Here is a 23,619-nt window from a genome sequence, read left to right as displayed (position 1 = left end):
TATTAATACCAGCTAATTCTGCAACTACCGGTTGCAGTTTTGATGCATTAGAATAATGGCACCCGCCCTATGACATTTCAGGTAAATTTTGGAGCTTTCTTGAAATGTCAAAAGTGTTATGGGGTGGGAGATGGGACTCGAACCCACGACAGCCGGGACCACAACCCGGTGCTCTACCAACTGAGCTACACCCACCATAAATCGCTCGCAACGAACTCAGCGTTTGTGACACTAAGTCACGTCAATTGTCAATGCTACCGGCGGCAATGCTAACCAAATCGCCTAACTCAAGACTTAAGGCGTTCCTTAGCTCTAGCTCAGTAACGACAGCCCTTAAATCGGAAGGCGAACAACTAAGCTTCTCCACGAGGTTGTCAAAAGGACATATTTTACATTCATGCAAGGTTTTTAACAATGACGATGCGAGATTTTTCCAAGACGGGGGTAACTGCTCCAATAATTCGGTAGCCACACCGCTAGAAACTGGCACTTCCGACCTAAACTCGCCAATTGCAACACTTGGCTTTAAGTGGCTAAACCTAGGAATAGAGTCGTAAATGTCGTCTACCGACGTTATTAAATATGCCCCCTGCTGAATTAGCTTGTTAGCCCCTTTGCTATTCGGACTATCTATTGGCCCAGCAACGCACATAATTTCTCGCCCTTGCTCGGCCGCAAGCCTAGCCGTAATCAAAGCTCCACTCTTAACATTAGCCTCAACGACAATTACGACATCGCTAAGCCCACTTATTATCCGGTTTCTAAGCGGAAAAGTATAGCGACTCGCTGGCTCATACAAGCTAAACTCACTCAGCAAAGCACCGCCCTCGTCTAACAATTTGCGCGACAAATAACAGTTCGTTGACGGGGCTACCCGCAATACCCCAGAACCCAAAACCGCAATCCCTACATAAGCATTTTTAGCAAATCCACTGCGAGCAGCAATAGCACCTCTCAACGCACCTTCATGAGCAGCCGCATCAATTCCCAAAGCTAATCCACTCACAACAGTAGCCCTATCACTCACAATATCCCTCGCCAGACGCTCGGCAGTGCGAAGGCCATAAGACGTCGCCTGTCTCGACCCAACAATTGCAACAAACAAGCTGTCGTCCACATCATTGATATACGATGGCAACACCCCTCTCACATAAAGCACAGGCGGCGGATCATACGTCCTGAGCAAACGGAGCGGATACTGCGGATGAGCTAAGGTGAGCAATTGAATATTTTGCCTTCTTGCCGCCACTAGCTCACTGCTAGCAAACTCCCAGGCATCCTCTCCCACCATATTTAAAAGCACCTCAAGCTGAGCTAAATCCGCCTCTAAAAATAAGCGAAGCGCATTCGATTGCATCACGCGACCCGCACCAGAAGTCCTGCCAATGGCAATTAATAAATAACATAGTATTTCGTTGCTACAAACGGCACGCTCGCTCAGCGTTTTACAGGATTGTTCTTTCCCAATTTCACTAAGGGTTCGCAAAATTCGCGCTACTTTATTACTCATAACCTCGCTTTCTTTAGTTGTCTGCTGAGAGAACGGTGGATTCTCTGCTGGCTAATTAAAATCTTTACATTTGTCTTGCTCATCTATTATCGGAAAAGTTATTGAGTACTATTCATGAAAATAGACTGAGTATTCCAAATGGGAAGGCTATATGGACAAGAAAGACGATTTATACACATCTTCACTTCTTTCGTTTGACGAACCAGAAACTAAAGAGGAAACGAAGGTAGACAATAAAGCGTCAAAAGAAACATCCGAAACTAAAAATGCACCGATAAATATTCCCATACAAATCGATGAACATAACAAGAGCAACGTTAAAAATAACGAAACTGCCTCAACCTCTCCTAGCGAAGCCACAGAAGGAAACGAAGCTAAGTCTAACGGCGAAATAATAGACAAAAAACGCGAAGAGGAAATTCTAAAAAAAGCATTTGATAAACCGCTAAACTTTGACAGCCACACCTTAAACGCGCGCCATCTTAGAGAGCGCGGCCAAGAATCGCAAGACGACGAGGAAGACACAAATCCCAAAAGCGACTGGCCAATCCTAGTTTTTGCTGCCGTCTTAGTAATAGTAATAGTTGCCTGCGGAATATTTATCGCTCGAGGCATGTTCACAAAACCAGATAAAGACAAGGAACTTGATATTGAGAAACTCATCAAAACACAACAGTCTATCTTAGCTAAGCCAAGCGCCGAAAAAGTGGCCGAAGACGAGGCGACAATGGCAAGAGCGGAAGAACGACTAGATATTCCAAGCGGCAAATGGATGGGAGAGTTAAAGGAAAACGAAATTACAATCAACACTACCGCTAACAGCTCGGCCGATAATATTAAAATCACGTTTCAGATAGCAGCCGAAGAAACTGCAAAACTTACCCCTATGGAGATAGTTCAGAAAAAGAAAAGAGCTCCTTGGCTCGCGCGTTTTGAAAACGATGCGCTGCTAATCGAAATACCGGCAAACGCGCCAAGCAATAACAAACCTTTACCTTCCTTTCCTTTTAACACAAGTGCTAATGGACGAGCATATTTAAAGGACGATGCCGGTGCTTTGCGTCTCCCAGCAACTATTGACGTCGAGGGCGTAGTCGACATCCAAGCAAAAGAAATAAGAGGAAAGTGGAAAATCGCCCAGGAAGGAGGCAATAAAGAAGATAACCTCAATAACTTTGCACGACGAAAGGATAATGTTACATTTGAGTTCTTTTATCAGGGGAAGTTCTTGGCACAATTCAAAGAAGGACCACAAGAAAACCCCGACACACAGGCCCAAGCAGACGAGCGAAGCGAGTCTGAAAAGATCCAAAGCAAGTAGTTTTGCATTAGTGTTTTTAGAATCACGGCTATTTCAATTTAATAAGTAGACATAAATGAGTCCAAATAAATTCTCAATACCAACTAAACGCAAGACAAAAATCGTAGTAACCATTGGCCCAGCCTCGAGTTCAGCAGAAGTCATTAGAAAACTAATTGGTGCTGGAATGAACGTAGCAAGGCTAAACTTTTCGCATGGTAGTTATGCCGAACACGAGGCTGTTTTAAATCACGTTCGCAACGAAGCAGCTAATTTAGGGCAACACGTCGCTGTCATGGTTGATCTCTGCGGCCCCAAGGTCCGAATCGGCGCAGTTAAAGGTGGAGAAATTATTCTTAAAGAGAACGACAATATTTTATTGTCACATTTCGATGGAAGCACTGGCAATCACAAAACTTTATACGTCGAAGCATTCGACCCACGCGAGGTGATGAAGGTCGGAGAAACAGCTCTTCTTGCCGACGGACGAATCGAATTAAAGGCAGAAGAGGTAACTTCAAAGGGCGTGCGCTGTCGCATATGCGCCGGTGGGATAGTGCGTTCTCGTTCCGGAATAGCCGTTCCAGATTCGACGTTAAATCTTCCCTGCATCACAGATAAGGATTTAAGCGATATCGCGTGGGCTACTGAGCACGAAGCAGATTACATTGCCCTTTCCTTTGTCTCGAACGTGCGCGACGTGCTCCGCCTGCGAGAGATTGTAAGGTCAAGAAATAGCAGTAGTCACATAATTGCCAAAATCGAGCGCGCGAGCAGCCTGGATAATATTAACGAAATAATAGAAGCTAGCGATGCCGTCATGGTGGCGCGAGGAGATCTAGGACTTGAACTGCCTTTTGCCCGCGTTCCATTGGCACAGAAATTAATTATCGAAACTGCAAATTATCACGGAACACCCGTCATCACCGCAACGCAAATGCTTCAATCCATGGTCACCGAGGTGCGACCCACTAGAGCCGAGGTTAGCGATGTTTGCACAGCCGTTAAGGACGGCACAGACGCCGTCATGCTTTCAGAGGAAACCGCAGTTGGAAAATACCCAGTACATGTCGTTGAGACATTGGACAAGATTTTGGTGGAAGTCGAGGCAGGATTCGAATTTGAGGAATATAAACCTCGCCTAAAAGGCGCCGATCGCGAGACTGTAGCAGATGCCATTTGCTATGCAGCTTGCGGTGCTGCAAACAAGGTTGGCGCATCGGCTATTCTAGCATGCACGCAATCGGGCCATACTGCACAACTAGTCGCAAAATACCGACCGCAACAAGCTCTATTTGGCGCAACGTCGGAAAAAAAGGTGCTTGCTAGAATGGCGCTCTATTGGGGAGTTTATCCAGTTCTATTTTCCATCCACGAGGAACACATGACAGAGGCAGAAGTAGTTTCAGCTATGATTACAGTAAGAGATCAATTTGGCCTTAAACCCGGCTCTCGCGTTGTGGTAACAGCCGGACTGAGGGCCAAAAAATCGGGGACGACGTCGTTAATGGAAATTCGCGAAATTCCTCGCTAGTTACATAAACTAGCTAATTTTTGGCTTCTTCTAGCAATTTCTTTTACTTCGGCCAATTGCGTGTCGATACATCTGGCATATGGGACTAAACCTCGAGTATATAGGCGCCAATTGAAAGTATGCCCAAATCTACCATGGCATGAGAGATCCATGCACCAACTAAGCTCTTATGCCTTAAATACATCATACTCCAACATATCCCTCCAGCCCCAACTATAAAACCAAAAACCAAGGCCCACGAAGTAGGGAAATAGCGCGAAAGCACAACTACATGATGCGCCGCAAACGCAGCTCCCGCAAATACATGTGCCATCACCGGACTACTAGTAACCCTCAGAAGTCCACCAAAGACAAACCATCGCCAATAATACTCTTCAATTAAGGAATGCACTAAAGACAAGAATAGCGAAAACTCGAGGTAGTAATCGCTAACTCCTAGCTCCCTTACCTTAACGGCTATGCGCGGCGTCGCTTGGCTAACCAAATCAAAAAAAAACACTTGCCACAACAAGACCATTCCCAACACCACTAGCGCACCAAACGCCACGCCCTCAGACATTGTTTTCCGATCAAAATCCCCTAAAGAAAATCTCGACAACTCACCTCGCAAAACAAATCTAAACGCTAAGATTGGCCAAAGAACAGTAAACGACTTAGCCAATACATAGAGAACGCGCGCAAAAGCGTCTTCGGTATAAACGAAATAGTAAAGCGAGGCAACAAACGGCAGAAACATTGCGGGGAGCAGAACAGCTACTAGTCTTTTCTTGGAAGAAATCATTTGTCCAACGACCCTCACCTCAAAACTCAGGCTAACCTGTGCGCTTCCCAGCAATCGTTATCCTTGCAGGGTACTTGTCTAAATACGATTTCAGGGCTTTCCCGCGATGATGAAGCTCGCCCATTTGTCCTGCGACAAGCTCCTTTCGCCGATCGACAATTGCTAAAACAATTCTGTGACTTTCATCGAGCTTAGCTAGCAATGCGCGAATGCTTGATCTTTCGTCATCAGAAAATGCACTCCCATCTCCCAAGGGAGCAGCTCCAACAAAAGCTGCCTGCCATTTTTCTAAGCTATCTAAATAAACGCCTACTTCTTGGACTAGACTATCGAGATCGACGCCTTCGGGTAGGCTCCCAATACAGGAGCATAATTTTAAGAGGTTCTCAATGTCAGACTTGGTTTTAGAAAAATCCAAAGACATTCCAAAAATTACTTGTGAATATCGAACTGCGCTGGATAAGTGACAAAACTCGCAGTCGCCGCCTCAAACATTTTGCAAAGCTCAGCAGTATCCACCGTTGTCAAACTCGCCATCTTGCGCACGAGAATACTATTCTTCAAATCTTCTCGCGTAAGGCGAATCATGTATTTCGTAGCGACCTTGTAGTAGATTGACTCTAAATCGACGAGTCTAATACTGCTCTTCCCAGTAGTGGAATCGATGATATCCCCAAAGGGAAGCGGAGCAAGCTCGTTTGAGCGCCGCGTAATCATGGCTCCACTGCCGCCATTCAAGAGAAAATCAATTACCCCATACCCAAGCTGCCTAGTGTATTCTCGGTCAAACGGAATAGGTCTAACACAGCGAAGCTCGTAGCCAACATTCTTATCCACCGCTACTAAATCGAGCCCAAGCTGCTTAAAGCGACTTTTTATACACTTGCGCAAAACTCCACCAAGATCAATCTCGGCGAAGCGGATATTGCCATGAGGATCCCGCTCGACATTTGCAAACTCTGGCACCGAAGCTGGATCAATTAGCTCAGCTAAACCTTCAGCTAGAACCGCCACCCCATGCGGCCTACCTGCCACTAATCGCTTAAGCGCAGACCCAACGATTATGTCAGCAATTAAGCCAATGGGAATTTTCTTGTAGCCAAATTCCTCTGGAATGAGAGTTAACGTAGCCCCAGCAGAGACACCTATCCCTAAAGCCAGATGCCCTGCCTTGCGCCCCATCGCAACGACTAGATACCATCGCCCGGTGGTTTTAGCATCGACCATCAAAGTCTCGACAATTTCAGTTCCCGCCTCCCTGGCAGACTGGAATCCAAAAGTACTGGCCTTATCGGGAAGAGGCAAATCGTTGTCGATGGTTTTCGGAACGTGCGCAACAGCAATCTCATTTTTTGCGGCCTCTGCTATTGCCGCTGCACTACTTACAGTATCGTCGCCGCCAATGGTCACTAAGTATCCAACGCCAAACGAACGCAAGGCTTCTACCACCTGCGATACGCCGTCTGCGCTAGAACGCGGATTTTCGCGCGAAGTTCCCAAAATAGAACCTCCATCGCGATCAATGCTAGATACGTCATCAATCGTTAGCTCGCGAAGACAACTGGAATCGCCTTTTACAAGGTAATGAAACCCGCGCTGAACTCCATAGACGGTGTGCCCTCGATTTATGGCCTCAATTGCTGCGGCACTTATTACCCCATTAATCCCTGGGGCTGGCCCACCACCAACTAAAATTGCAACTGATTTTTTTTCCTGAGACATCACGCTGCTGTTACGTTAAATCCACAATCTACATAATGAACTTCACCCGTAACAGCTGATGAAAGATCGCCCAACAAATAAACCGCCGACTTGCCAACATCTTCAATACTAGTCATACGACCAAGCGGCGCACGCGCCTCAAATGCCGACACCAACGACCGAAAGTCGGAAATTCCCGAAGCAGCCAAAGTCTTAATGGGGCCAGCAGAAATTGCGTTCACTCTAACATTCTTTGGGCCCAGCTCAACCGCTAGCTCTCTTACACAAGCCTCCAACGCCGCTTTGGCTATTCCCATAACCTTGTACTGGGGAACCACCTTTTCGGCGCCATAATAAGAAAGCGTAAGCACCGACCCGCCCTGAGGCATTAAATCCAAGGCTCCGCGCGTGACGGCAATTAACGAATAAGCACTAACGTCCAGAGCCAAAGAAAAACCAGCTCTGCTCGTGTCGACAAAGTCTCCCTTCAGATCATCTCCATTTGCGTAGGCAACCGAATGAACGACAAAGTCAAGTTTACCCCAAGCCTCTTTAACTTGAGAATAAAGAGACGATACTTGTTCATCGCTTTGGACGTCGCAAGACAATATTAACTCGGCACCAATCGACTCGGCGAGAGGTCGCACCCTTTTTTCTAAGGCGCCATTTAGATATGTAAAGCCAAGTTCAGCACCATGCTCATGACAACACTGAGCTATGCCCCAGGCAATACTTCGGTGATTCGCAACTCCAAAAATTAAGCCCTTTTTACCCTCAAGCAGTTTCATTTACGGCATCAACTCCGCTAACAGAACCAATGCTTGCATCGCTTGCTGCCTCTCCACTAGTAGTATCGAGCTTCGCAATGCGACGCGTGCGTTTACTAGGTTTAGAAATAACTGTTCCACCTTCCACAAATTCGATAACCGCCATCTCTGCGTTATCGCCAGCTCTACGTCCATCGAGCCTCTTTCCACGTGGATCCTTGCGTCCACGAATGACGCGTGTATACCCGCCGCTCCGCTCAGAGAACATAGGCGCAATTTCAGTAAACAACTTATGCACCGCAGTTTCCTTTTGCTTATTACCCATCTCGTGCCTAGACACAGGCATCAAAAATCCCATGGCCTGCCGCCTAGCATTTAGAGTATTCTTCTTGCCTAAAGTCACTAGCTTATCGGCAACTCGCTTTAACTCCTTCGCCTTCGGCAATGTCGTCTCGATGCGATTGTGAAGAATGAGCCCCGTGGCAAGATTCCTCAAAAGCGCGCGCCGATGCGAGGAATTTCTGTTAAGCTTTCGATATGATTTCCTATGATTCACGTAAGCACCCTAACTAGCTAATACCACATTCAAAACTAATTGCTCGCAGACGAACTGCTCTCTGTCATTCTTTCTAGCATATCTCGCGCCGGAAAACCTTCGAGCTTCATGCCTAAATTTAGATTCATTTCACCCAAAATTTCCTTAATTTCGCTAAGGGATTTTCGTCCAAAATTCTTCGTCCTTAGCATCTCAGCCTCCGACCTTTGAACTAGCTCTCCAATGTACTTGATGTCCGAGTTCTCTAGACAATTTGCAGATCGCACACTTAACTCTAGCTCGTCAATGCGACGGAACAAGTTCTCATTAAACCTAGGCTTGTGTTCCTCAGTCACCTTCTTTTCTGGCTCCTGCGCTACATCTTCAGTGCCTACAAATACCCCTAGCTGATCTCTGAGGATATAAGCCGCACCCTGTAAGGCATCTTCCGCCGATAGGCTTCCGTTTGTCCAAATTTCCAAGGTCAACTTATCGTAATCCGTTCTCTGGCCAACACGAGCACCTGAAACTACAAAGTTCACCTTCTTAACCGGGGAAAACAATGCATCTAAAGCTATAGTACCTAGTGGTGCACTCTCTTCTTTGTTCAACTCAGAAACTACATAACCTCGCCCAACTCGCGCAGTGAGCTCAATTACTAGGCTGCCATCTTCATTAAGTGAAGCAATGTGTAAGTCGGGATTGACAATGCGCACAGCTGGGTCGCCACCGATTGCACCCGCCCTAACATCGCCCTTCCCTCTAACCTCAAGGCGCAGCTCTGCATGATCTTTATCCTTAATATCCACTACGACTTGCTTGAGATTGAGAACTATCTCCGTAACGTCCTCAATGCAACCAGGAATAGTAGAAAACTCGTGCTTAACGCCATCGATTCTCGCCGAGGTAATCGCCGCTCCTGGCAATGAGGACAGTAGAATTCTGCGCAAGCTATTGCCTAAAGTAGTGCCATACCCACGCTCAAGCGGCTCAATTACAAACTTCCCATAATCTGCCGATGATTCATCGAGCTCAACTCTTCTAGGTTTAATCAGCTCTTTAATTACATTTCGTTGCATAATTATTTCACCCGTACGGCCCCACTATGCCAATTCACCAATTCAAACTAATAACAAATGTGAACTTTACTTCGAATACAATTCTACGATTAACTGCTCGTTCATTGGATGTGTCAACTGCTCGCGCGCCGGTAAAGTTCTCACCGTAACTCTGTAATTCTCTTTGTTGAGTTCAAGCCAATCAGGCACACGACGACTCGTCACCTGAGTTAACGACTCATTGACGCGCCCTATGCTCCTGCTCTTCTCGGCAACTTCGATCACGTCTCCAACATTAGCACAACAAGATGGAATATTGACCGACTTACCATTTAGCAACACATGCCCATGTGCAATAAACTGCCGCCCTTCACGGCGAGACGAAGCAAACCCTGCACGGTAGACTATGTTGTCTAGTCTTCGCTCCAGCAAGCCCAATAAATTTTCACCGGTAACTCCTTTTAGCCGATCTGCCCTTGCAAAGGTAGTCCTAAATTGCCTCTCCAACAAGCCGTACATGCGCTTTACCTTCTGCTTCTCTCGCAGCTGCAAGCGGAATTCTGAAAATCTACCACGCGCACGGACATGAACCCCTGGTGGCGAATCTCTGCGTTCCATCGCGCATTTATTCGAATAACATCGCTCTCCCTTAAGGAAAAGCTTCTCCCCCTCTCGACGACATAAGCGACAACTCGCTCCTGTATAACAAGCCATATGCTACCTCAATTGCAGAAAAATAATCCTCATTCGCCTACATTAACGCTATATCACTATATCCCTATACGCGACGACGCTTAGGAGGCCTACAACCATTGTGCGGAACCGGCGTTACATCGCGAATAGATGTAACGGCAAGACCCGCTGATTGCAATGCCCTGAGAGCAGATTCCCGCCCTGTCCCAGGCCCCTTTAAAAACACCTGCGCAGATCGCATTCCCTGCTCAATAGCGGCCTTTGCTGCTGCGGCAGCTGTTATCTGCGCTGCAAACGGAGTTGATTTTCTCGAACCCTTAAAACCATGGCAACCAGCGCTTGACCAACTTACGACATTGCCAGATGGATCGGTCAATGTAACTATAGTGTTGTTAAACGTCGCATGAATGTGCGCTACGCCAATCGGCACATTTCTCTTCTTTGCCTTACTCTTGCGCTTCTTGGTAGTTATCTTTTTCTCTTGCATGAAAAGCTCTCTCTACTGCTCCTTAAAAATATAAACTCTACTTCTTAGTGGCCTTCTTCTTACCAGTAATCTGGCGTCCTCGAGGACCCTTCCTGGTTCTAGCGTTTGTTTTCGTGCGTTGACCTCTTACAGGCAAACCGCGCTTATGGCGCAACCCCCTATACACACCGAGATCCATTAGGCGCTTAATGTTAGCCATCACTTCACGACGCACGTCGCCCTCCACGGGACAAGTCGCTTCTATCACCTTGCGAATTTGCCCAACTTGCTCCTCCGAAAGCGCATCCGTCCGGGTATTTAGGTCTATCCCTGCCTCGGCTAAGATTTTTTTTGAAGTAGCTCGACCGATTCCAACAATGCTGGTTAATCCTACCTCAATACGCTTATTTCGCGGCAAGTCTACACCTGCTATACGCGCCATATCACTATTACTCCCTCGTTACGGTTATTAAGCTCTTATCCCTGTCTCTGCTTGTGTTTAGCAGTCCTGCTACAAATAACAAAAACCACTCCGCGGCGTTTTACCACGCGACAGTACTCACACATTTTTTTAACTGAGGCTCTTACTTTCACTAGTTACCCCTCCTAAAACAAACAATCCCTCAAATTCATGGCCTACTTAAAACTACTGGCTCAGCTTCTGTAACGGCGATCGAATGCTCCCAGTGCGCCGCCAAACTCCTATCCTTAGTCACCGCTGACCAGCCATCCTCCAAAACTTCAACCTCATAGGAACCGGCAGTCACCATCGGCTCAATCGCTAAAACCATACCAGCTCTAAGCTGCTCGCCCTGTCCACGTTTCCCAAAATTTGGGACATGGGGAGGTTCATGCATCTTCCGTCCGATTCCGTGACCAACAAACTCTCGAACAACCCCAAATCCATTGCTCTCGACCCTGCGCTGCACAGCAGAGGAAATATCTCCCACATACTTGCCGCAGCGACATTGCAGTATCGCATCCTCCAAAGCCTCGGCAGTCACCGAGATCAGCTTCGCTGCAGCTTCCGAAATTTCTCCAACCGGAACCGTTACAGCTGAATCCCCGAAAAACCCCTCGTAACAACAACCATAATCGATGCTCAATACGTCGCCCTCTTTGAGGGGAACATCGTTGGGAATACCATGAACGATGCACTCGTTTACGGAAGCACAGATTACTGCTGGAAATGGCCTAACCTCACCAACTCCAGGATAGCCGAGAAATGCTGGCTTTGCCCTTGCTGCCAGCGTCATCTCTAGGGCCTTTTCGTTTAGTTCCGCAGTCGTTATGCCTACGCGAACCATTTCTTTCAACGCGCATAAAACATCGTAAACAATCATGTTTGCGCGTCGCATGACGTCGATATCTGCTTTGGATTTTAGCATTATCGACTTCACTAACTATGCACTACTCTTGCTATCCTGGCGCTAACTTCCTCTATATTTCCACATCCGTCGACTCGATCCAGTAATCCACGCTCCTCGTAATAACTGACCAATGGCGCCGTATCTCGCTGATATACCCTTAGGCGCTCGAGCTGCACCGCTTCCGCATCATCACTCCGCGCTTCTCTGCCACGACGGCTAGTCAACCTCTGCGCTAAAACATCAGAATTCACGTCAAAAAGCAATACCCTAGGGACATCTTCGCCTAAATCTTCATAAATAGTCTCCAACGCCTCGGCCTGACCCAAGGTTCTAGGGAAACCATCCAGCACGTAGCCCTTTTCGCAGTCCGGTCGGTCTATCCGTTCACGGATAAGCTCAATCATCAGGTCATCTGGAACTAAGGCTCCCTCATCCAGGATTGACTGCACCCGACGCCCCAAAGCACTGCCCTCTTGCACTGCCAGGCGCAAAATATCTCCCGTGCTAATATGAACCAAACCATACCTTTCAGACATGAGTTTAGCCTGCGTGCCCTTTCCAGAGCCTGGCGGTCCCAATAATATCAAGCGCTTGCGTCCCAGCATAAATAATACTTATCGCTGAATTAATTTACCACGCCCAGGCCCGCCACCTCTTGCCATAGCCCGCATCTTGCCTGGGCTCTTGGTCATGAAATCCTCGTAGTTCCTCGCCACTAAATGCGACTGCATCTGACTAACCGTATCCAAAATAACGCTCACCACGATCAAAACAGCCGTCCCGCCAAAGAAATATGTAAAAGACTGCGCACCCATTTCAGAGTAAAACACCGTAGGAACGATACAGATGACGCATACGTAAAGAGCTCCCCAAATAGTAAGGCGGTTTAAAACGCGATACAGAAAATCCGAGGTTTCCTTGCCGGGTCGAACAGTGGGGATAAAACCGCCATTCTTTTTTAAATTTTCAGCAATTTTTTCCGGATCGAAGACTAAAGCCGTATAAAAATAGCAGAAGAAGACAATCAATAAAGCAAAAACCAGCTCATACCCAAAAGTGGCAGGAGTTAAAAAGCCAACCACTCCTTTAAGCCACTCTGCATTACTTACCTGCGCTATCGTCGCTGGAACAATTAAAAGCGAAGAGGCAAAAATTGGTGGTATTACTCCGGCCGTATTTAACTTAAGCGGCAGATGCTGTGTAGTGGCCTGCGTCATCCTATTTCCGCCCAGCGCACGCTTTGGATACTGAATTGGGATGCGACGCTGCGCTCGTTCTACATAAACTATTAAATAAATAGTAGCTAATGCAAATATTAAAAGCACTAACATAGAAAGCGGATTCAACTCTCCAGTCTGTGTAAGAGCCAGTGTGCCCGCCATAACAGATGGCATTCTAGCTATGATGCCGGCCGAGATAACCAAACTTATGCCATTGCCAATTCCCCGCTCGGTAATCTGCTCGCCCAGCCACATTATAAAAGCTGACCCGGCAGTTAAGGTGCACATAGTAATGATCCTAAACGACCAGCCTGGATGAGCTGCAATGCCTTGACTTTCGAGACCAATGCTAATCATGAGGCTTTGAACCATGGCCAGTATCACTGTCCCAATTCGCGTGTAAGTGGTTATTACGCGCCGACCATGCTCACCTTCCTTAGAAAGTGCCTCCAATCGCGGAACGCTCGCCTGCAATAGCTGCATGATAATCGACATGCTTATATACGGAGCTATCCCCAAGGCCAGAACTGAAGAATTCTCCAGCGCTCCGCCGGAAAACATATTGGCCAAACCAAATAATGTGCCAGATGCTCTTTGAAACAAATTTTTTAGCTGCTCGGCATCAATTCCAGGAGTCGGAACGAATACTCCAATGCGATACACAATCAACATCGCCAGGGAAAAAAACACCCTGCGACGAAGTTCGGGTATTTTAGCCGCGTCCTGAAATGCCCCTATCATTGAGATTTCCTCGGAAATTCTTAAAATATAACGCCTACCGCACTACGCGCACTACGCCGCCATTTTTTTGGATCTCAGCTGCCGCTGACTTACTAAACGCGTGTGCCTCGACGACAAACTTCACAGATAGTTGCGATCCACCAGTAATTTTCACCTTGCGACCACGCCTCCGCGGGAAACCTACCTCTGCGAGCGTCTCCAAAGTAACCTCTCCCCCGCCAGGCGACATCGCCGCTAGCTCTTTAAGCGATATTAGATCGAAAACGTTTACCTCTTTTACCTTCTTCCTAGACGTAAAGCCAGTTTTGGGCAGACGTCGATGCAGAGGCATCTGCCCTCCCTCAAACCCTGCTGGTATACTACTGCCCGACCGAGCTGTCTGCCCCTTACCACCCCTACCACATGTCTTACCATTTCCCGATCCCTCGCCAATTCCGAGTCTCTTACGCCGCTTGCGCGAGCCAGGATTGGGAGACAAACTAGATAAAGAACAAATATTACTCTGCATTCTTTCCAAGCTCCTTGACCATTACGAGATGATCGACCACTCTCAACATTCCACGAATTTCTGGCGTCAACCTATGCTCAACTACCATGCCAATTCGTCCCAACCCCAACGAACGAAGCGTCTTACCTTGAGCAGGCTTGCGACGTATGATACTTCCAGTTTGCTCGATAATCACTGTCTTTTCAGTCATACTAATTCACATCCCCTAGGTGCTAGCCATTTCTCTAGCAGCAGATGATACCAATTCGAGAGACTTACCTCTCCTCGTAGCCACTTCTTCAGGACTCTCTAGCTGCAATAATCCATCAAATACCGCCGCCAACACATTATGCGGATTCTGCGAACGTAGCGACTTAGTTAAGATATCATGTACACCAACTTTTTCTAAAACACTTCGCGAAGCACTGCCTGCTATTACCCCAGTACCAGGCGATGCAGGTTTTAGCAAAACTCTAGCTGAACCAGATTTTCCAAGAACTTCGTGAGGTATGGTCTTGCCTACCAAAGGCACCTTAATGAGGCTTTTCCTAGCCGCTTCACCACCCTTGCGAATAGCATCGGGAACCTCGTTGGCTTTCCCCAGACCATAACCAACATGGCCTTTTTCGTCTCCGCATACGACCAAGGCGCTGAAGCTAAACCTTCGGCCACCTTTAACTACCTTTGCAACGCGATTAATGAAAACCACCTTATCTTCAAGTTCCCCACACTGCGAAGCTGTAATTTTGCGATGTGCCGGTCTTGAATATTTCGCACCCATTTTAGAACTTCCCTCAATAAATAATTCCAATCCTTAGCTAAACAACTAAGGTCAACACTTTTAAAAAAATCTAAAAATCTAAACCGCCTTCCCTAGCGCCCTGTGCTACCGCGGCAACTCGCCCGTGATACACATAACCATTGCGATCGAAAACAATCCTACTTATTTCTTTGGCCTTCGCCAGTTCGGCTATTTTCTGCCCTAATTCTTTAGCACCGTCGACACTACTACGCTTCGATACAGTGTCGGCCATGGACTTTGTAGACGCCGATACTATCACCTTTGCCGACTCATCCGATATGAGCTGCGCATATGTATAACGCAAGCTTCTAAAAACACATAGCCGTGGCCGAGCATCGGAGCCCCTAATTTTTTTTATCGCCGATGATTTGCTTCGCTTAGTCTTAGAGCGACCGCCTGCCTTCTTGCTCATGACAACTCCCTATTTCTTGCCTGCCTTACCAGCTTTTAGCTTTACTACTTCGTCCCTGTACCTAATCCCCTTGCCCTTATATGGCTCAGGTGGCCGTATTCTCCTAATCCTAGCCGCCACTTCGCCAACTTGTTGTCGATCGACTCCCTCAAGCTTGACGAAAATATCCCTTCCCTCTTTTAAAATACTTCCCTTGACGCCAGCGGGGAGCTCTAACTTAACTGGATGAGAAAAACCAAGCTCCAATTCTAGAACGTTCCCAGAAACTTCCGCCTTATAGCCAACCCCAATTAACTGTAGCTCCTTCTGAAACCCCTTTGTAACACCTTGAACCATGTTGTTTGCAAGCGCGCGCTCTAAACCATGATAAGCCCGAGATGTGTTTGTCTTGGCAACGTCCGAAAAAACCAACTTCCCACCTACTAGCTCTACCGATATCTCCGGCCGAACATTTCTCTGTAGCTTGCCCTTTGGCCCATCGATGCTAATCACCTGCCCAACAACATGAGCCTTGGCTACCCCTAATTCAACAGCTTGTTTTCCAATTCGAGACATTATACTTAACCAATATATCTAAAATACCGTGCAAATTACTTCGCCACCCAATCCCACTTTCCTCGCCTCCCTGTCGCTAAGAATGCCAGACGAGGTCGATACAATCACGACACCCAATCCACCCTTTACCTCCGGGATTTCGCCGCGTTTGACATATACGCGTCGGCCTGGCCTACTAATCCTTTTAATCTCCTTAATAACTGGCTTTCCACCGCCCAGGTAGCGCAACTCTATTTGTATGCTATCCTTACCACCAAGATCCGATACCCTCTTAAAGCCTGCAATATAGCCTTCGTCGAGCAGAAGCTGCAAAATCCTCTCTTTAGCATTCGACGCTGGCACAACAGTTCGTGCCAAACCGGACATGCTGGCATTTCTGATGTTGGTTAATAAATTTGCGATCGGATCAGTTACCATAAATAAAGCCTTTTTAACTCAATCTCCACCCTAACAAGAGCAGTCGAACTGCTACGTCTACCAACTCGCCTTTGTCACTCCGGGAATTTCCCCGCGCAACGCTCTTTGCCTAAAGCAGAGTCTGCATAATTTAAATCTCCGATAGTAAGCTCGAGGCCTACCGCAGATGCCACAGCGATGATATGCTCTAACCTTAAACTTCGGAGCGCGCTTCGCCTTTGCGATTAAAGATTTTTTCGCCATATTTTGTATCTCTTATTTTAATTTATCTCTAAGCAAGAAACTTTCTAATCTAAAAAAATTCGATTAGCACGTCGCCGCTTCCAGCTATCGGCAACACTGCTACCACTCCCTTACATTTACTCTATTGCCGGAAGGGGAATCCCAGATTTACCATAAGTTCTCGACCTTCCTCATCCGTCCTCGCCGAAGTAACAAATGTTACATTCAACCCTCGTATTTGCGTCTTATCCATGTCAATTTCCGGAAAAATAATCTGTTCCGAAAAACCGAAGCTATAGTTCCCAGCTCCATCAAAGGAATTCTTGGACACCCCGCGAAAATCTCGCACTCTCGGCAAAACGACATTGATCAGCCGGTCGGCAAACTCATACATCCTCTTCCGGCGCAATGTAACAGACACGCCGATTGGAGTACCCTCTCTCAGCTTAAAATTCGCAATTGACTTGCGCGCTCTACGTATAACGGGCCTTTGACCTGATATAAGCGCAAGATCAGCGGTTGCCATTTCGATGGCCTTAATATTTTGAACCGCCTCGCCAACACCCATATTAATCACAACTTTCTCCAGACGAGGAATCTGGTGAACATTCTTATAACCGTACTTAGCCTTCAACTTTGGAACGGCTTCTGTCTGGTACTTCTCCTGCAACCTACTCATAACAATTCATCCTTAGACATCGATCTGTTCAAACTGGCGAGTGCTGGGATTTACAAAACCCCTAACCTTTCGTCCATCATCCAGCGTTCTCATCTTAATTCTTACTGGCCGTTTGAACTCCTCACTAAAGTACATAACATTGGAAATGTGCATTGAGCCTTCCTTCTCTAGGATTCCAGAAGGTTCATTCACAGCACGCGCCTTCTTATGGCGCTTAATCATGTTTAAACCCTCAACAATCACCCTATCCTTCTTGGGCAGAAAGCGCAAAATTTTCCCCGTCCTACCCTTTAACTGCTTTTCCTTAGTGGAATTGCCTCCGGCAACAACCATAACGAGGTCGCCTTTCTTTAACTTGGTAGACATTTTTTTTGCATTAGTCGTCATAAATCCTAAACCCTTTCTCACAACACCCCTTTCTCACAACACTTCGGGTGCCAATGAGATTATCTTCATGAAATCCTTACCTCGAAGCTCTCGCGCTACCGGCCCAAATATGCGGTTGCCTATCAACTCCTTCTGGTTATTTATCAACACTGCCGAATTGGTATCAAACCTAATGTAAGAACCATCCGGTCGAGCAATCTCCTTGTTTGTGCGAACTACCACAGCCCTATGCACTTCGCCTTTGCGAATTTTGCCATTCGGTATAGCCTCCTGCACGGATACCACTATGACATCCCCGACGCTTGCATACCTGCGCCGCGCCCCACCCAACACTTTTATGCACAACACTTTTCGGGCTCCCGAATTATCCGCAACATCCAATACTGTCTCTGCTTGAATCATGACATCACCTCCCTAGACCGCCTTCTCGAGAATTTCCTGAACTCTCCATCGCTTATTCTTACTCAATGGCCTGGTCTCAGTAATTCGAACTCTATCTCCGATCTGGCACGCATTATCTACATCATGAGCGAAATATTTTCTAGTGCGCTTGACGTATTTTCCATAAACGGGGTGTTTAACTTTTGCGGTGATAGCAACTACTACAGTTTTATCCATTTTATTGCTTACCACCGAACCCTCTCTAGCCTTGCTTAGACCACGACTCTTCATGCTGCTGCTCTCACCACTATTCATAGTATTAGCTTAACTCCTAAAATTCCTATACCCTCGAGCTAGACTGCCGCTTCCACGCTATCCGCGAGCCGCACCACTTCTGCCTGTCTCAACACAGTCATTGCGCGCGCAATCCTGCGCTTTAAAAGCGACAACTGAGAAGTATTATCGAGCTGCCCAGAAGCCTGGCGAAATCGCAGCCTCATAAGCTCTTCCTTTAATGAACTAATTCGCTCTACTAGCTCATCCATGCTTAAGCCCCGTAACTGAGCAAGCTCTTCATTAACTTTCATTGTTACTCTCCACAAAAAATAAAAATACCAAGCCACCAGCGATAAGCGCAGAATTGGCAAGGCCGTCCATCCCAATCTTAGGCACCCAACCTCTTAACCATACGAGTCTGAATTGGCAACTTCGCACCAGCCAATTTAAAAGCTTCCCTGGCCGCTTCCTCTTCAACTCCAGTTATTTCGTACATGATCCTACCGCCGCGGACTACCGCTACCCAAGCTTCTGGACCGCCCTTTCCTTTACCCATTCGAACTTCCGCAGGCTTCTTGGTTAGGGGCTTATCCGGAAAAACTCTAATCCAAAGCTTTCCCCCGCGCTTAACCCTACGAGTTAAGGCAACACGAGCAGCTTCAATTTGTCTATTGCTGACCCAACCTGATTCGCATGCCATCAAGCCATAGTCGCCATAACTCAAGTGCGTTCCGCGAGTCTCCTTCCCCCTGAGATGATTAACCTGCTTCATCTGCTTGCGATATTTTACTTTCTTTGGCGATAGCATTTTCTTAGCTTTTAGTTAACAAACGACAACAAAAATAACACCTTAATTAATGCTGGACTATACCACAGTCGACGGCGCAGACACATTAGCGCCCTGGCCGCGCTGCTCCAAAACATCGTGCTCTTCAGCTTCCTCTCCAGAAAATACCCAACACTTTACACCAATAATTCCATAAGTAGTAAGTGCCTCTGAAAAGCCATAATGAATCTTAGCGCGCAAAGTATGCAGTGGAACCCTACCTTCGCGAATCCACTCAGTCCTCGCTATGTCCGATCCCCCTAGCCTGCCAGCCACAGAAATCTTTATTCCCTTAGCGCCCATTCGTATGGCGCGCTGAATGCTGTCCTTCATCGCTCGCCTAAACGCTACGCGACGAACTAACTGATTGGCAACGTTTTCGGCAATAAGTTGGGCATCGAGATCAGGCTTGCGAACTTCCTTAATATTTATAGTAACATCGCGACCTACGACCCTTTTTAGCTCTACTCGCAGATCTTCAATGTCTTTTCCCTTCTTGCCTATCACCAAACCAGGACGAGCAGTCATGACGCTAATCTTCACTCTACTAGCAGTGCGCTCAATGTCTATGGCAGACACACCCGCCCCAGCAAGACGCTTGCCTACGAAATTTCTAAGAAAGAAATCCTGATGAAGCTGATCTGCATAACCGCGCTTCTTATACCAACGAGAATTCCATGTCTCTGTAACGCCAAGGCGAAATCCCTTAGGGTGTACTTTTTGCCCCATGTAAACGTTTTCCTTATATTTTATCGACCGCCAATCTAATCTTCCTACTTTTCGCTTAACATAACAGTAATGCTGCTATGGCGCTTCCGAATAGGGGTAGCGCGCCCCTGGGCTCGCGGCATAGATCGCTTTAAAACTCTACCGCTATCAACCCATGCATACCTAACGTACAAATCATCTATGTTTACGGACGTATCGTCCCCTACATTAGAAACAGCCGACAATAATAACTTGCTAACCAGAGGTGCTGATTTCTTATCGCAAAACCTTAGCTTCTCCAGGGCTTCTTGTACCCGCTTCCCGCGAATAAGATCCACGACTAACCGCGATTTTTGCGGCGAGACGCGCACATTTCGCAACGTTGCTTTCGATATACATTCCACTTCATCTATTGACCTATTCATCTCGCACTCTTTCCTATGAGAGCAATCCCAACCATTGCTAACCTTTTACTTTGTCGTCTTATCTCCGCCATGCGCATGAAAAGTTCTGGTCGACGCAAACTCTCCTAGCTTATGCCCCACCATATTTTCGCTAACAAAAACTGGCAAAAATTTCTTTCCATTATGCACTGCAAAAGTAATTCCTATCATCTCCGGAATAATCGTAGACCGACGCGACCAGGTTTTAATTGGTCCGCGATGGGCACCAGATTGCACGCGAGCCACCCATTTCATAACGTGCTTATCTACAAACGGCCCCTTTTTAATCGAACGTGGCATATTTAAAATCCCCTCTAAATTCGCCTTTCCAAATCAACAGCGCGATCACCAGCTATAATATAGCTATTTCTTTCGCCTTCTCACTATAAACTTATCAGTAGCCTTATTGTTACGAGTCTTATATCCCTTGGTAGGCTGCCCCCATGGCGATACCGGGTGACGCCCTCCCGATGTTTTGCCCTCACCACCACCATGTGGATGATCAACTGGATTCATGGCGACACCTCTAACTTTTGGCCGCCTCCCCATCCAGCGGCTCGTCCCTGCCTTCCCCAACTTGCGGTTGGCATGAGACGCATTGCCAACAACCCCTATACTGGCCTTGCAAGTTAACAACACGCGGCGTTGTTCACCCGATGGCAGGCGCAGAAGCGCATACTTGCCATCTTTAGCCATAAGTTGCGCTGAAACTCCAGCGCTTCTAACCAACACACCACCACCACCAGGCCTCAATTCAATATTATGAACTTGCTCACCCAATGGAATCTCACTTAACGGCAAGGTATTCCCTGGTTTTACATCGGCAGTAAGCGAGGACTCCACGTTAGAACCAACTTCAATCCCCTCTGGGCAAATAATGTAACGCTTTTCGCCATCTACGTACTTTACCAAAGCTATCCTAGCCGTGCGATTAGGATCGTACTGTATGCTATCAATCTTGCCAGGAACCCCAGTCTTATTTCGCTTGAAATCAACAATTCGGTAATGCCTCTTGTGACCGCCGCCTCTACGACGAACGGTAATTCGCCCCTGAGCATTGCGAGCAGAGAGGCGTTGCTTACTCTGCAATAACGACTTCTCTGGACTTCCTTCAGTTAACTCTGAAAAGTCGCACGCTAGCCTAAATCTCGTGCCCGCCGTCATGGGCCGGAATTTCTTAATTCCCATTATAACCCCTCTATTATATTAATAGTGCTTCCGGGCTGTAACTTGACATAAGCCTTCTTTATGCCAGCACGCCTTCCCATCTTATTGCGAACTCGTTTAACCTTTCCTTGCGCATTCATGGTTCTAACGGACGCAACCTTTACGCCAAAAATCTTTTCCACGGCAGCCCTAATCTCAACCTTATTTGCCTGTGAATGAACGTCAAACACGACAAAACTGCCACCATCCGCGCCATATCCAGCGGCCTTTTCAGTTATGCGTGGCCGCCGCAAAATATCGCAAACATTGTTCTTTACGCTAGACATCTTGCCCTACTCCAAATCGCGACTCTATTCTCGACATGACGCTCTCCAGTATCACCAAATACTGCGAGTTAAGGACGTCATAGACATTTAAACTCATGGGAGTCAACATTTTTAGCCCCCTAATATTGCGCAAACTTTTTCCCATCACGCCATTCGCATCCTTATCATCCAGGACGACCGCAACCTTATCGCCATCTTCGATCCCCAAGGCGCGAAGTACCTTGAGCGCAGTTTTAGTCTTCGCCTCAGACAACTCCAAATCTTTTAACAAAAGCAGTCTGTTCTCCCTCAAGCGCGCACTAAGTGCCCCACTTAGTGCCTGTTGTCTCTCGAGCTTATTAAGCCTAAACCCGTATTTCCTTGGCTTTGGTCCATGCGCAATGCCACCACCCACCCAAAGTGGCGATGTATTAGAGCCTGCTCTCGCACGCCCAGTGCCCTTTTGCTTCCAGGGTTTCGCACCACCACCGCTTGCCGCTGCGCGAGTCAAGCATGCGTGCGTTCCTGAACGCGCTTTTGCCAAATGCCAACGAACAACCTGGTGCAACAAATTGCGCTTAACCGGTGCATCAAAAATATATGCACACGCACTCCTACTTCCCACCTTTGCCCCATCGGCACCAACGACATCTATAACTATGTTTTCGTTGTTTTCCACTGCCATTATCCTTTAAGCGATTCTTGAACAAACACCACGCTACCCTTTGTGCCAGGCACTGACCCCTTCAACAACAAGGCGTTGTCATTCTCTCTAATCCCAACTACCTCAAGCCCCTCCTGAACAACGCGCACAGCGCCCATATGCCCAGGCATGCGCTTATTCTTAAAAACTCGTCCGGGGAACTTACGGCAGCCTATAGAACCGCCGTGTCGAAAGTACTCATGCGTGCCGTGTGTGCGCTTTGCACCAGCCATACCATGGCGTTTCATCACACCGGCAAACCCCTTACCAGTCGTGATGCCCATGACATCGACGCGATCCCCTACGTTAAACATGCCAGCTATTGTCACTTCATCACCAACATTGAAAGCCTTAGTATCAGCTGGCGTCTTTAGCTTGTCTACGCGAATCTCCTTAATGTCTTTCGAGAAACCCTTCTTTGCTTTGGCTAAATGCCCGCTCAGCGCTCGATCGACCCTCTGAGGCTTTTGCTCTCCAATACCTACTTGTATTGCAGAGTAGCCATCAGTTTCTTTAGTCTTAACTTGGTGAACGATATTAGGCGCAACTTGCAACACCGTTACTGGCACTACCTCGCCGGCACTGTCAAAAACCCGGCCCATGCCCACCTTTTTTCCATATATTGCCTTCATATTGCCCCGTGTTGGCTTAACTTATTGAAGTTTAATTTCCACATCAATGCCAGCCGACAACTCGAGCTTGCCCAAGTCATCGATCGTCTGCTGAGTGGGTTCAAGAATATCGATCAGCCGCTTATGTGAACGAATTTCAAACTGATCTCTCGCCTTTTTGTCGACATGTGGAGAACGGTTTACAGTAAATCTCTCCACCCGAGTAGGAAGAGGAATAGGACCTGCAACCTTACCACCCGTGCGACGCACAGCAGTTACAATTTCTCCCACCGCTGCATCTAAGGCTTGGTGATCGTATCCACAAAGTCGGATGCGTATTCTCTGGCTTCCTATCATGAAGTTATACTCTCATTACTAAAAAGGGCCGCATGTCCACGCATGCCCTTAAACTATAAACTCGCGCGTACCTATATTCTTACTGAAGTATTTCGGCGACGACTCCTGCGCCTACAGTTCTACCTCCTTCGCGTATGGCGAAGCGAAGCTCCTTTTCCATAGCTATCGGCTGTATCAAGTCAACAGTTACCGTAACATTATCCCC

At 47.3% G+C, this 23,619-nt stretch carries 38 protein-coding genes and 1 tRNA gene; 2 read left to right on the top strand and 37 right to left on the bottom strand.

Going from position 1 to position 23,619, the window contains the following annotated elements; all coding sequences use genetic code 11:
• Nucleotides 1-119: 119 nt before the first annotated feature.
• Nucleotides 120-195, bottom strand: a tRNA-His gene (locus tag IT291_07745).
• A gap of 46 nt (nt 196-241) precedes the next feature.
• Nucleotides 242-1,510 carry a DNA-protecting protein DprA gene (gene dprA, locus IT291_07740; protein ID MCC6221115.1) on the bottom strand — a complete coding sequence of 423 codons (1,269 nt, stop codon included), beginning with the start codon at nt 1,508-1,510 and terminating at the stop codon, nt 242-244.
• A gap of 151 nt (nt 1,511-1,661) precedes the next feature.
• On the opposite strand from dprA, the gene IT291_07735 reads away from it, so the two are divergent.
• Both IT291_07735 and pyk read left to right on the top strand, forming a co-directional pair.
• The gene (locus IT291_07735; GenBank protein ID MCC6221114.1) at nt 1,662-2,831 is read left to right on the top strand and encodes a hypothetical protein; all 1,170 of its coding nucleotides are present in this window, start codon (nt 1,662-1,664) and stop codon (nt 2,829-2,831) included.
• A 55-nt stretch (nt 2,832-2,886) separates the two neighbouring features.
• Nucleotides 2,887-4,344 carry a pyruvate kinase gene (gene pyk / locus IT291_07730; protein ID MCC6221113.1) on the top strand — a complete coding sequence of 486 codons (1,458 nt, stop codon included), beginning with the start codon at nt 2,887-2,889 and terminating at the stop codon, nt 4,342-4,344.
• Between the two features lie 85 nt (nt 4,345-4,429).
• Here pyk and IT291_07725 read toward each other — a convergent pair whose 3' ends face one another.
• The 35 genes from IT291_07725 to tuf form a co-directional block, all read right to left on the bottom strand.
• The gene (locus IT291_07725) at nt 4,430-5,125 is read right to left on the bottom strand and encodes a CPBP family intramembrane metalloprotease (protein ID MCC6221112.1); all 696 of its coding nucleotides are present in this window, start codon (nt 5,123-5,125) and stop codon (nt 4,430-4,432) included.
• Nucleotides 5,126-5,156: 31 nt separating this feature from the next.
• Nucleotides 5,157-5,549 carry a hypothetical protein gene (locus IT291_07720; GenBank protein MCC6221111.1) on the bottom strand — a complete coding sequence of 131 codons (393 nt, stop codon included), beginning with the start codon at nt 5,547-5,549 and terminating at the stop codon, nt 5,157-5,159.
• 8 nt (nt 5,550-5,557) lie between these two features.
• A complete protein-coding gene (locus IT291_07715) occupies nt 5,558-6,847 on the bottom strand; it encodes a 6-phosphofructokinase (GenBank protein MCC6221110.1) in 1,290 nt (429 codons plus the stop codon).
• Nucleotides 6,847-7,614: an enoyl-ACP reductase gene (locus IT291_07710; protein ID MCC6221109.1), complete on the bottom strand. Its 768-nt coding sequence runs from the start codon at nt 7,612-7,614 to the stop codon at nt 6,847-6,849. Before IT291_07710 ends, IT291_07715 begins: the two co-directional genes overlap by 1 nt.
• Complete coding sequence (gene rplQ, locus IT291_07705; GenBank protein MCC6221108.1) at nt 7,601-8,149, bottom strand: 50S ribosomal protein L17; 549 nt, start codon at nt 8,147-8,149, stop codon at nt 7,601-7,603. The genes IT291_07710 and rplQ overlap by 14 nt, the downstream gene beginning before the upstream one ends.
• A gap of 35 nt (nt 8,150-8,184) precedes the next feature.
• Nucleotides 8,185-9,207 carry a DNA-directed RNA polymerase subunit alpha gene (locus IT291_07700; protein ID MCC6221107.1) on the bottom strand — a complete coding sequence of 341 codons (1,023 nt, stop codon included), beginning with the start codon at nt 9,205-9,207 and terminating at the stop codon, nt 8,185-8,187.
• A gap of 66 nt (nt 9,208-9,273) precedes the next feature.
• On the bottom strand, nt 9,274-9,900 hold the full coding sequence (gene rpsD, locus IT291_07695; GenBank protein ID MCC6221106.1) for a 30S ribosomal protein S4: 627 nt from the start codon (nt 9,898-9,900) through the stop codon (nt 9,274-9,276).
• 64 nt (nt 9,901-9,964) lie between these two features.
• Nucleotides 9,965-10,366 carry a 30S ribosomal protein S11 gene (rpsK, locus tag IT291_07690; GenBank protein MCC6221105.1) on the bottom strand — a complete coding sequence of 134 codons (402 nt, stop codon included), beginning with the start codon at nt 10,364-10,366 and terminating at the stop codon, nt 9,965-9,967.
• 37 nt (nt 10,367-10,403) lie between these two features.
• Nucleotides 10,404-10,787, bottom strand: coding sequence for a 30S ribosomal protein S13 (rpsM, locus tag IT291_07685; protein MCC6221104.1), 384 nt, complete (start codon nt 10,785-10,787; stop codon nt 10,404-10,406).
• A gap of 35 nt (nt 10,788-10,822) precedes the next feature.
• Nucleotides 10,823-10,939: a 50S ribosomal protein L36 gene (gene rpmJ / locus IT291_07680; GenBank protein ID MCC6221103.1), complete on the bottom strand. Its 117-nt coding sequence runs from the start codon at nt 10,937-10,939 to the stop codon at nt 10,823-10,825.
• A gap of 35 nt (nt 10,940-10,974) precedes the next feature.
• A complete protein-coding gene (gene map / locus IT291_07675; protein MCC6221102.1) occupies nt 10,975-11,733 on the bottom strand; it encodes a type I methionyl aminopeptidase in 759 nt (252 codons plus the stop codon).
• Between the two features lie 11 nt (nt 11,734-11,744).
• Nucleotides 11,745-12,320 carry an adenylate kinase gene (locus IT291_07670; protein MCC6221101.1) on the bottom strand — a complete coding sequence of 192 codons (576 nt, stop codon included), beginning with the start codon at nt 12,318-12,320 and terminating at the stop codon, nt 11,745-11,747.
• 9 nt (nt 12,321-12,329) lie between these two features.
• The gene (gene secY / locus IT291_07665) at nt 12,330-13,676 is read right to left on the bottom strand and encodes a preprotein translocase subunit SecY (GenBank protein ID MCC6221100.1); all 1,347 of its coding nucleotides are present in this window, start codon (nt 13,674-13,676) and stop codon (nt 12,330-12,332) included.
• A 34-nt stretch (nt 13,677-13,710) separates the two neighbouring features.
• Nucleotides 13,711-14,184 carry a 50S ribosomal protein L15 gene (gene rplO / locus IT291_07660; GenBank protein MCC6221099.1) on the bottom strand — a complete coding sequence of 158 codons (474 nt, stop codon included), beginning with the start codon at nt 14,182-14,184 and terminating at the stop codon, nt 13,711-13,713.
• Complete coding sequence (rpmD, locus tag IT291_07655) at nt 14,174-14,374, bottom strand: 50S ribosomal protein L30 (protein ID MCC6221098.1); 201 nt, start codon at nt 14,372-14,374, stop codon at nt 14,174-14,176. The genes rplO and rpmD overlap by 11 nt, the downstream gene beginning before the upstream one ends.
• Nucleotides 14,375-14,389: 15 nt before the next feature.
• Nucleotides 14,390-14,944, bottom strand: coding sequence for a 30S ribosomal protein S5 (rpsE, locus tag IT291_07650; protein ID MCC6221097.1), 555 nt, complete (start codon nt 14,942-14,944; stop codon nt 14,390-14,392).
• Nucleotides 14,945-15,014: 70 nt separating this feature from the next.
• Nucleotides 15,015-15,377 (bottom strand): 50S ribosomal protein L18, encoded by a 363-nt coding sequence (locus IT291_07645; GenBank protein MCC6221096.1) that lies wholly within the window; start codon nt 15,375-15,377, stop codon nt 15,015-15,017.
• Between the two features lie 9 nt (nt 15,378-15,386).
• Entirely contained in the window at nt 15,387-15,932 is a 546-nt protein-coding gene (gene rplF / locus IT291_07640; protein ID MCC6221095.1) for a 50S ribosomal protein L6, read from the bottom strand.
• Between the two features lie 18 nt (nt 15,933-15,950).
• Nucleotides 15,951-16,349 carry a 30S ribosomal protein S8 gene (rpsH, locus tag IT291_07635; protein ID MCC6221094.1) on the bottom strand — a complete coding sequence of 133 codons (399 nt, stop codon included), beginning with the start codon at nt 16,347-16,349 and terminating at the stop codon, nt 15,951-15,953.
• A 57-nt stretch (nt 16,350-16,406) separates the two neighbouring features.
• The gene (locus IT291_07630; GenBank protein ID MCC6221093.1) at nt 16,407-16,592 is read right to left on the bottom strand and encodes a type Z 30S ribosomal protein S14; all 186 of its coding nucleotides are present in this window, start codon (nt 16,590-16,592) and stop codon (nt 16,407-16,409) included.
• 121 nt (nt 16,593-16,713) lie between these two features.
• Nucleotides 16,714-17,250, bottom strand: a complete 537-nt coding sequence (gene rplE, locus IT291_07625; protein MCC6221092.1) for a 50S ribosomal protein L5 — start codon at nt 17,248-17,250, stop codon at nt 16,714-16,716.
• A 12-nt stretch (nt 17,251-17,262) separates the two neighbouring features.
• The gene (gene rplX / locus IT291_07620; protein MCC6221091.1) at nt 17,263-17,616 is read right to left on the bottom strand and encodes a 50S ribosomal protein L24; all 354 of its coding nucleotides are present in this window, start codon (nt 17,614-17,616) and stop codon (nt 17,263-17,265) included.
• A gap of 54 nt (nt 17,617-17,670) precedes the next feature.
• Entirely contained in the window at nt 17,671-18,039 is a 369-nt protein-coding gene (rplN, locus tag IT291_07615) for a 50S ribosomal protein L14 (protein MCC6221090.1), read from the bottom strand.
• Between the two features lie 12 nt (nt 18,040-18,051).
• Nucleotides 18,052-18,309 (bottom strand): 30S ribosomal protein S17, encoded by a 258-nt coding sequence (rpsQ, locus tag IT291_07610; GenBank protein ID MCC6221089.1) that lies wholly within the window; start codon nt 18,307-18,309, stop codon nt 18,052-18,054.
• Between the two features lie 62 nt (nt 18,310-18,371).
• On the bottom strand, nt 18,372-18,605 hold the full coding sequence (gene rpmC / locus IT291_07605; GenBank protein ID MCC6221088.1) for a 50S ribosomal protein L29: 234 nt from the start codon (nt 18,603-18,605) through the stop codon (nt 18,372-18,374).
• Between the two features lie 77 nt (nt 18,606-18,682).
• Nucleotides 18,683-19,102: a 50S ribosomal protein L16 gene (gene rplP / locus IT291_07600; GenBank protein MCC6221087.1), complete on the bottom strand. Its 420-nt coding sequence runs from the start codon at nt 19,100-19,102 to the stop codon at nt 18,683-18,685.
• A 57-nt stretch (nt 19,103-19,159) separates the two neighbouring features.
• On the bottom strand, nt 19,160-19,849 hold the full coding sequence (rpsC, locus tag IT291_07595) for a 30S ribosomal protein S3 (protein ID MCC6221086.1): 690 nt from the start codon (nt 19,847-19,849) through the stop codon (nt 19,160-19,162).
• 44 nt (nt 19,850-19,893) lie between these two features.
• Nucleotides 19,894-20,253, bottom strand: a complete 360-nt coding sequence (gene rplV / locus IT291_07590) for a 50S ribosomal protein L22 (GenBank protein MCC6221085.1) — start codon at nt 20,251-20,253, stop codon at nt 19,894-19,896.
• A 45-nt stretch (nt 20,254-20,298) separates the two neighbouring features.
• The gene (gene rpsS / locus IT291_07585; protein ID MCC6221084.1) at nt 20,299-20,571 is read right to left on the bottom strand and encodes a 30S ribosomal protein S19; all 273 of its coding nucleotides are present in this window, start codon (nt 20,569-20,571) and stop codon (nt 20,299-20,301) included.
• 63 nt (nt 20,572-20,634) lie between these two features.
• Nucleotides 20,635-21,459: a 50S ribosomal protein L2 gene (gene rplB, locus IT291_07580; protein ID MCC6221083.1), complete on the bottom strand. Its 825-nt coding sequence runs from the start codon at nt 21,457-21,459 to the stop codon at nt 20,635-20,637.
• The gene (rplW, locus tag IT291_07575; protein ID MCC6221082.1) at nt 21,459-21,764 is read right to left on the bottom strand and encodes a 50S ribosomal protein L23; all 306 of its coding nucleotides are present in this window, start codon (nt 21,762-21,764) and stop codon (nt 21,459-21,461) included. Before rplW ends, rplB begins: the two co-directional genes overlap by 1 nt.
• Entirely contained in the window at nt 21,757-22,428 is a 672-nt protein-coding gene (gene rplD / locus IT291_07570) for a 50S ribosomal protein L4 (protein ID MCC6221081.1), read from the bottom strand. The genes rplW and rplD overlap by 8 nt, the downstream gene beginning before the upstream one ends.
• Nucleotides 22,428-23,078 carry a 50S ribosomal protein L3 gene (gene rplC, locus IT291_07565; protein MCC6221080.1) on the bottom strand — a complete coding sequence of 217 codons (651 nt, stop codon included), beginning with the start codon at nt 23,076-23,078 and terminating at the stop codon, nt 22,428-22,430. Before rplC ends, rplD begins: the two co-directional genes overlap by 1 nt.
• Before the next feature lie 21 nt (nt 23,079-23,099).
• The gene (rpsJ, locus tag IT291_07560) at nt 23,100-23,411 is read right to left on the bottom strand and encodes a 30S ribosomal protein S10 (protein MCC6221079.1); all 312 of its coding nucleotides are present in this window, start codon (nt 23,409-23,411) and stop codon (nt 23,100-23,102) included.
• A gap of 82 nt (nt 23,412-23,493) precedes the next feature.
• A partial coding sequence (tuf, locus tag IT291_07555; GenBank protein MCC6221078.1) for an elongation factor Tu occupies nt 23,494-23,619 on the bottom strand: 126 nt, incomplete at its 5' end.

Source organism: Deltaproteobacteria bacterium (genome assembly GCA_020845775.1).
GTDB lineage: Bacteria > Bdellovibrionota_C > UBA2361 > SZUA-149 > JADLFC01 > JADLFC01.
Note: the sequence above shows the minus strand (reverse complement) of the source record. Positions and strands in the feature narration are given on the sequence as shown.

Bases quoted from the DNA above. Each gene is read 5' to 3' on its own strand.
- dprA (MCC6221115.1), bottom strand. From the start codon at position 1,510: ATGAGTAATAAAGTAGCGCGAATTTTGCGAACCCTTAGTGAAATTGGG.
- IT291_07735 (MCC6221114.1), top strand. From the start codon at position 1,662: ATGGACAAGAAAGACGATTTATACACATCTTCACTTCTTTCGTTTGAC.
- pyk (MCC6221113.1), top strand. From the start codon at position 2,887: ATGAGTCCAAATAAATTCTCAATACCAACTAAACGCAAGACAAAAATC.
- IT291_07725 (MCC6221112.1), bottom strand. From the start codon at position 5,125: ATGATTTCTTCCAAGAAAAGACTAGTAGCTGTTCTGCTCCCCGCAATG.
- IT291_07720 (MCC6221111.1), bottom strand. From the start codon at position 5,549: ATGTCTTTGGATTTTTCTAAAACCAAGTCTGACATTGAGAACCTCTTA.
- IT291_07715 (MCC6221110.1), bottom strand. From the start codon at position 6,847: ATGTCTCAGGAAAAAAAATCAGTTGCAATTTTAGTTGGTGGTGGGCCA.
- IT291_07710 (MCC6221109.1), bottom strand. From the start codon at position 7,614: ATGAAACTGCTTGAGGGTAAAAAGGGCTTAATTTTTGGAGTTGCGAAT.
- IT291_07700 (MCC6221107.1), bottom strand. From the start codon at position 9,207: ATGCAACGAAATGTAATTAAAGAGCTGATTAAACCTAGAAGAGTTGAG.
- rpsD (MCC6221106.1), bottom strand. From the start codon at position 9,900: ATGGCTTGTTATACAGGAGCGAGTTGTCGCTTATGTCGTCGAGAGGGG.
- rpsK (MCC6221105.1), bottom strand. From the start codon at position 10,366: ATGCAAGAGAAAAAGATAACTACCAAGAAGCGCAAGAGTAAGGCAAAG.
- rpsM (MCC6221104.1), bottom strand. From the start codon at position 10,787: ATGGCGCGTATAGCAGGTGTAGACTTGCCGCGAAATAAGCGTATTGAG.
- map (MCC6221102.1), bottom strand. From the start codon at position 11,733: ATGCTAAAATCCAAAGCAGATATCGACGTCATGCGACGCGCAAACATG.
- IT291_07670 (MCC6221101.1), bottom strand. From the start codon at position 12,320: ATGCTGGGACGCAAGCGCTTGATATTATTGGGACCGCCAGGCTCTGGA.
- secY (MCC6221100.1), bottom strand. From the start codon at position 13,676: ATGATAGGGGCATTTCAGGACGCGGCTAAAATACCCGAACTTCGTCGC.
- rplO (MCC6221099.1), bottom strand. From the start codon at position 14,184: ATGCAGAGTAATATTTGTTCTTTATCTAGTTTGTCTCCCAATCCTGGC.
- rpmD (MCC6221098.1), bottom strand. From the start codon at position 14,374: ATGACTGAAAAGACAGTGATTATCGAGCAAACTGGAAGTATCATACGT.
- rpsE (MCC6221097.1), bottom strand. From the start codon at position 14,944: ATGGGTGCGAAATATTCAAGACCGGCACATCGCAAAATTACAGCTTCG.
- IT291_07645 (MCC6221096.1), bottom strand. From the start codon at position 15,377: ATGAGCAAGAAGGCAGGCGGTCGCTCTAAGACTAAGCGAAGCAAATCA.
- rplF (MCC6221095.1), bottom strand. From the start codon at position 15,932: ATGTCTCGAATTGGAAAACAAGCTGTTGAATTAGGGGTAGCCAAGGCT.
- rpsH (MCC6221094.1), bottom strand. From the start codon at position 16,349: ATGGTAACTGATCCGATCGCAAATTTATTAACCAACATCAGAAATGCC.
- IT291_07630 (MCC6221093.1), bottom strand. From the start codon at position 16,592: ATGGCGAAAAAATCTTTAATCGCAAAGGCGAAGCGCGCTCCGAAGTTT.
- rplE (MCC6221092.1), bottom strand. From the start codon at position 17,250: ATGAGTAGGTTGCAGGAGAAGTACCAGACAGAAGCCGTTCCAAAGTTG.
- rplX (MCC6221091.1), bottom strand. From the start codon at position 17,616: ATGTCTACCAAGTTAAAGAAAGGCGACCTCGTTATGGTTGTTGCCGGA.
- rplN (MCC6221090.1), bottom strand. From the start codon at position 18,039: ATGATTCAAGCAGAGACAGTATTGGATGTTGCGGATAATTCGGGAGCC.
- rpsQ (MCC6221089.1), bottom strand. From the start codon at position 18,309: ATGAAGAGTCGTGGTCTAAGCAAGGCTAGAGAGGGTTCGGTGGTAAGC.
- rpmC (MCC6221088.1), bottom strand. From the start codon at position 18,605: ATGAAAGTTAATGAAGAGCTTGCTCAGTTACGGGGCTTAAGCATGGAT.
- rplP (MCC6221087.1), bottom strand. From the start codon at position 19,102: ATGCTATCGCCAAAGAAAGTAAAATATCGCAAGCAGATGAAGCAGGTT.
- rpsC (MCC6221086.1), bottom strand. From the start codon at position 19,849: ATGGGGCAAAAAGTACACCCTAAGGGATTTCGCCTTGGCGTTACAGAG.
- rplV (MCC6221085.1), bottom strand. From the start codon at position 20,253: ATGAATAGGTCAATAGATGAAGTGGAATGTATATCGAAAGCAACGTTG.
- rpsS (MCC6221084.1), bottom strand. From the start codon at position 20,571: ATGCCACGTTCGATTAAAAAGGGGCCGTTTGTAGATAAGCACGTTATG.
- rplB (MCC6221083.1), bottom strand. From the start codon at position 21,459: ATGGGAATTAAGAAATTCCGGCCCATGACGGCGGGCACGAGATTTAGG.
- rplW (MCC6221082.1), bottom strand. From the start codon at position 21,764: ATGTCTAGCGTAAAGAACAATGTTTGCGATATTTTGCGGCGGCCACGC.
- rplD (MCC6221081.1), bottom strand. From the start codon at position 22,428: ATGGCAGTGGAAAACAACGAAAACATAGTTATAGATGTCGTTGGTGCC.
- rplC (MCC6221080.1), bottom strand. From the start codon at position 23,078: ATGAAGGCAATATATGGAAAAAAGGTGGGCATGGGCCGGGTTTTTGAC.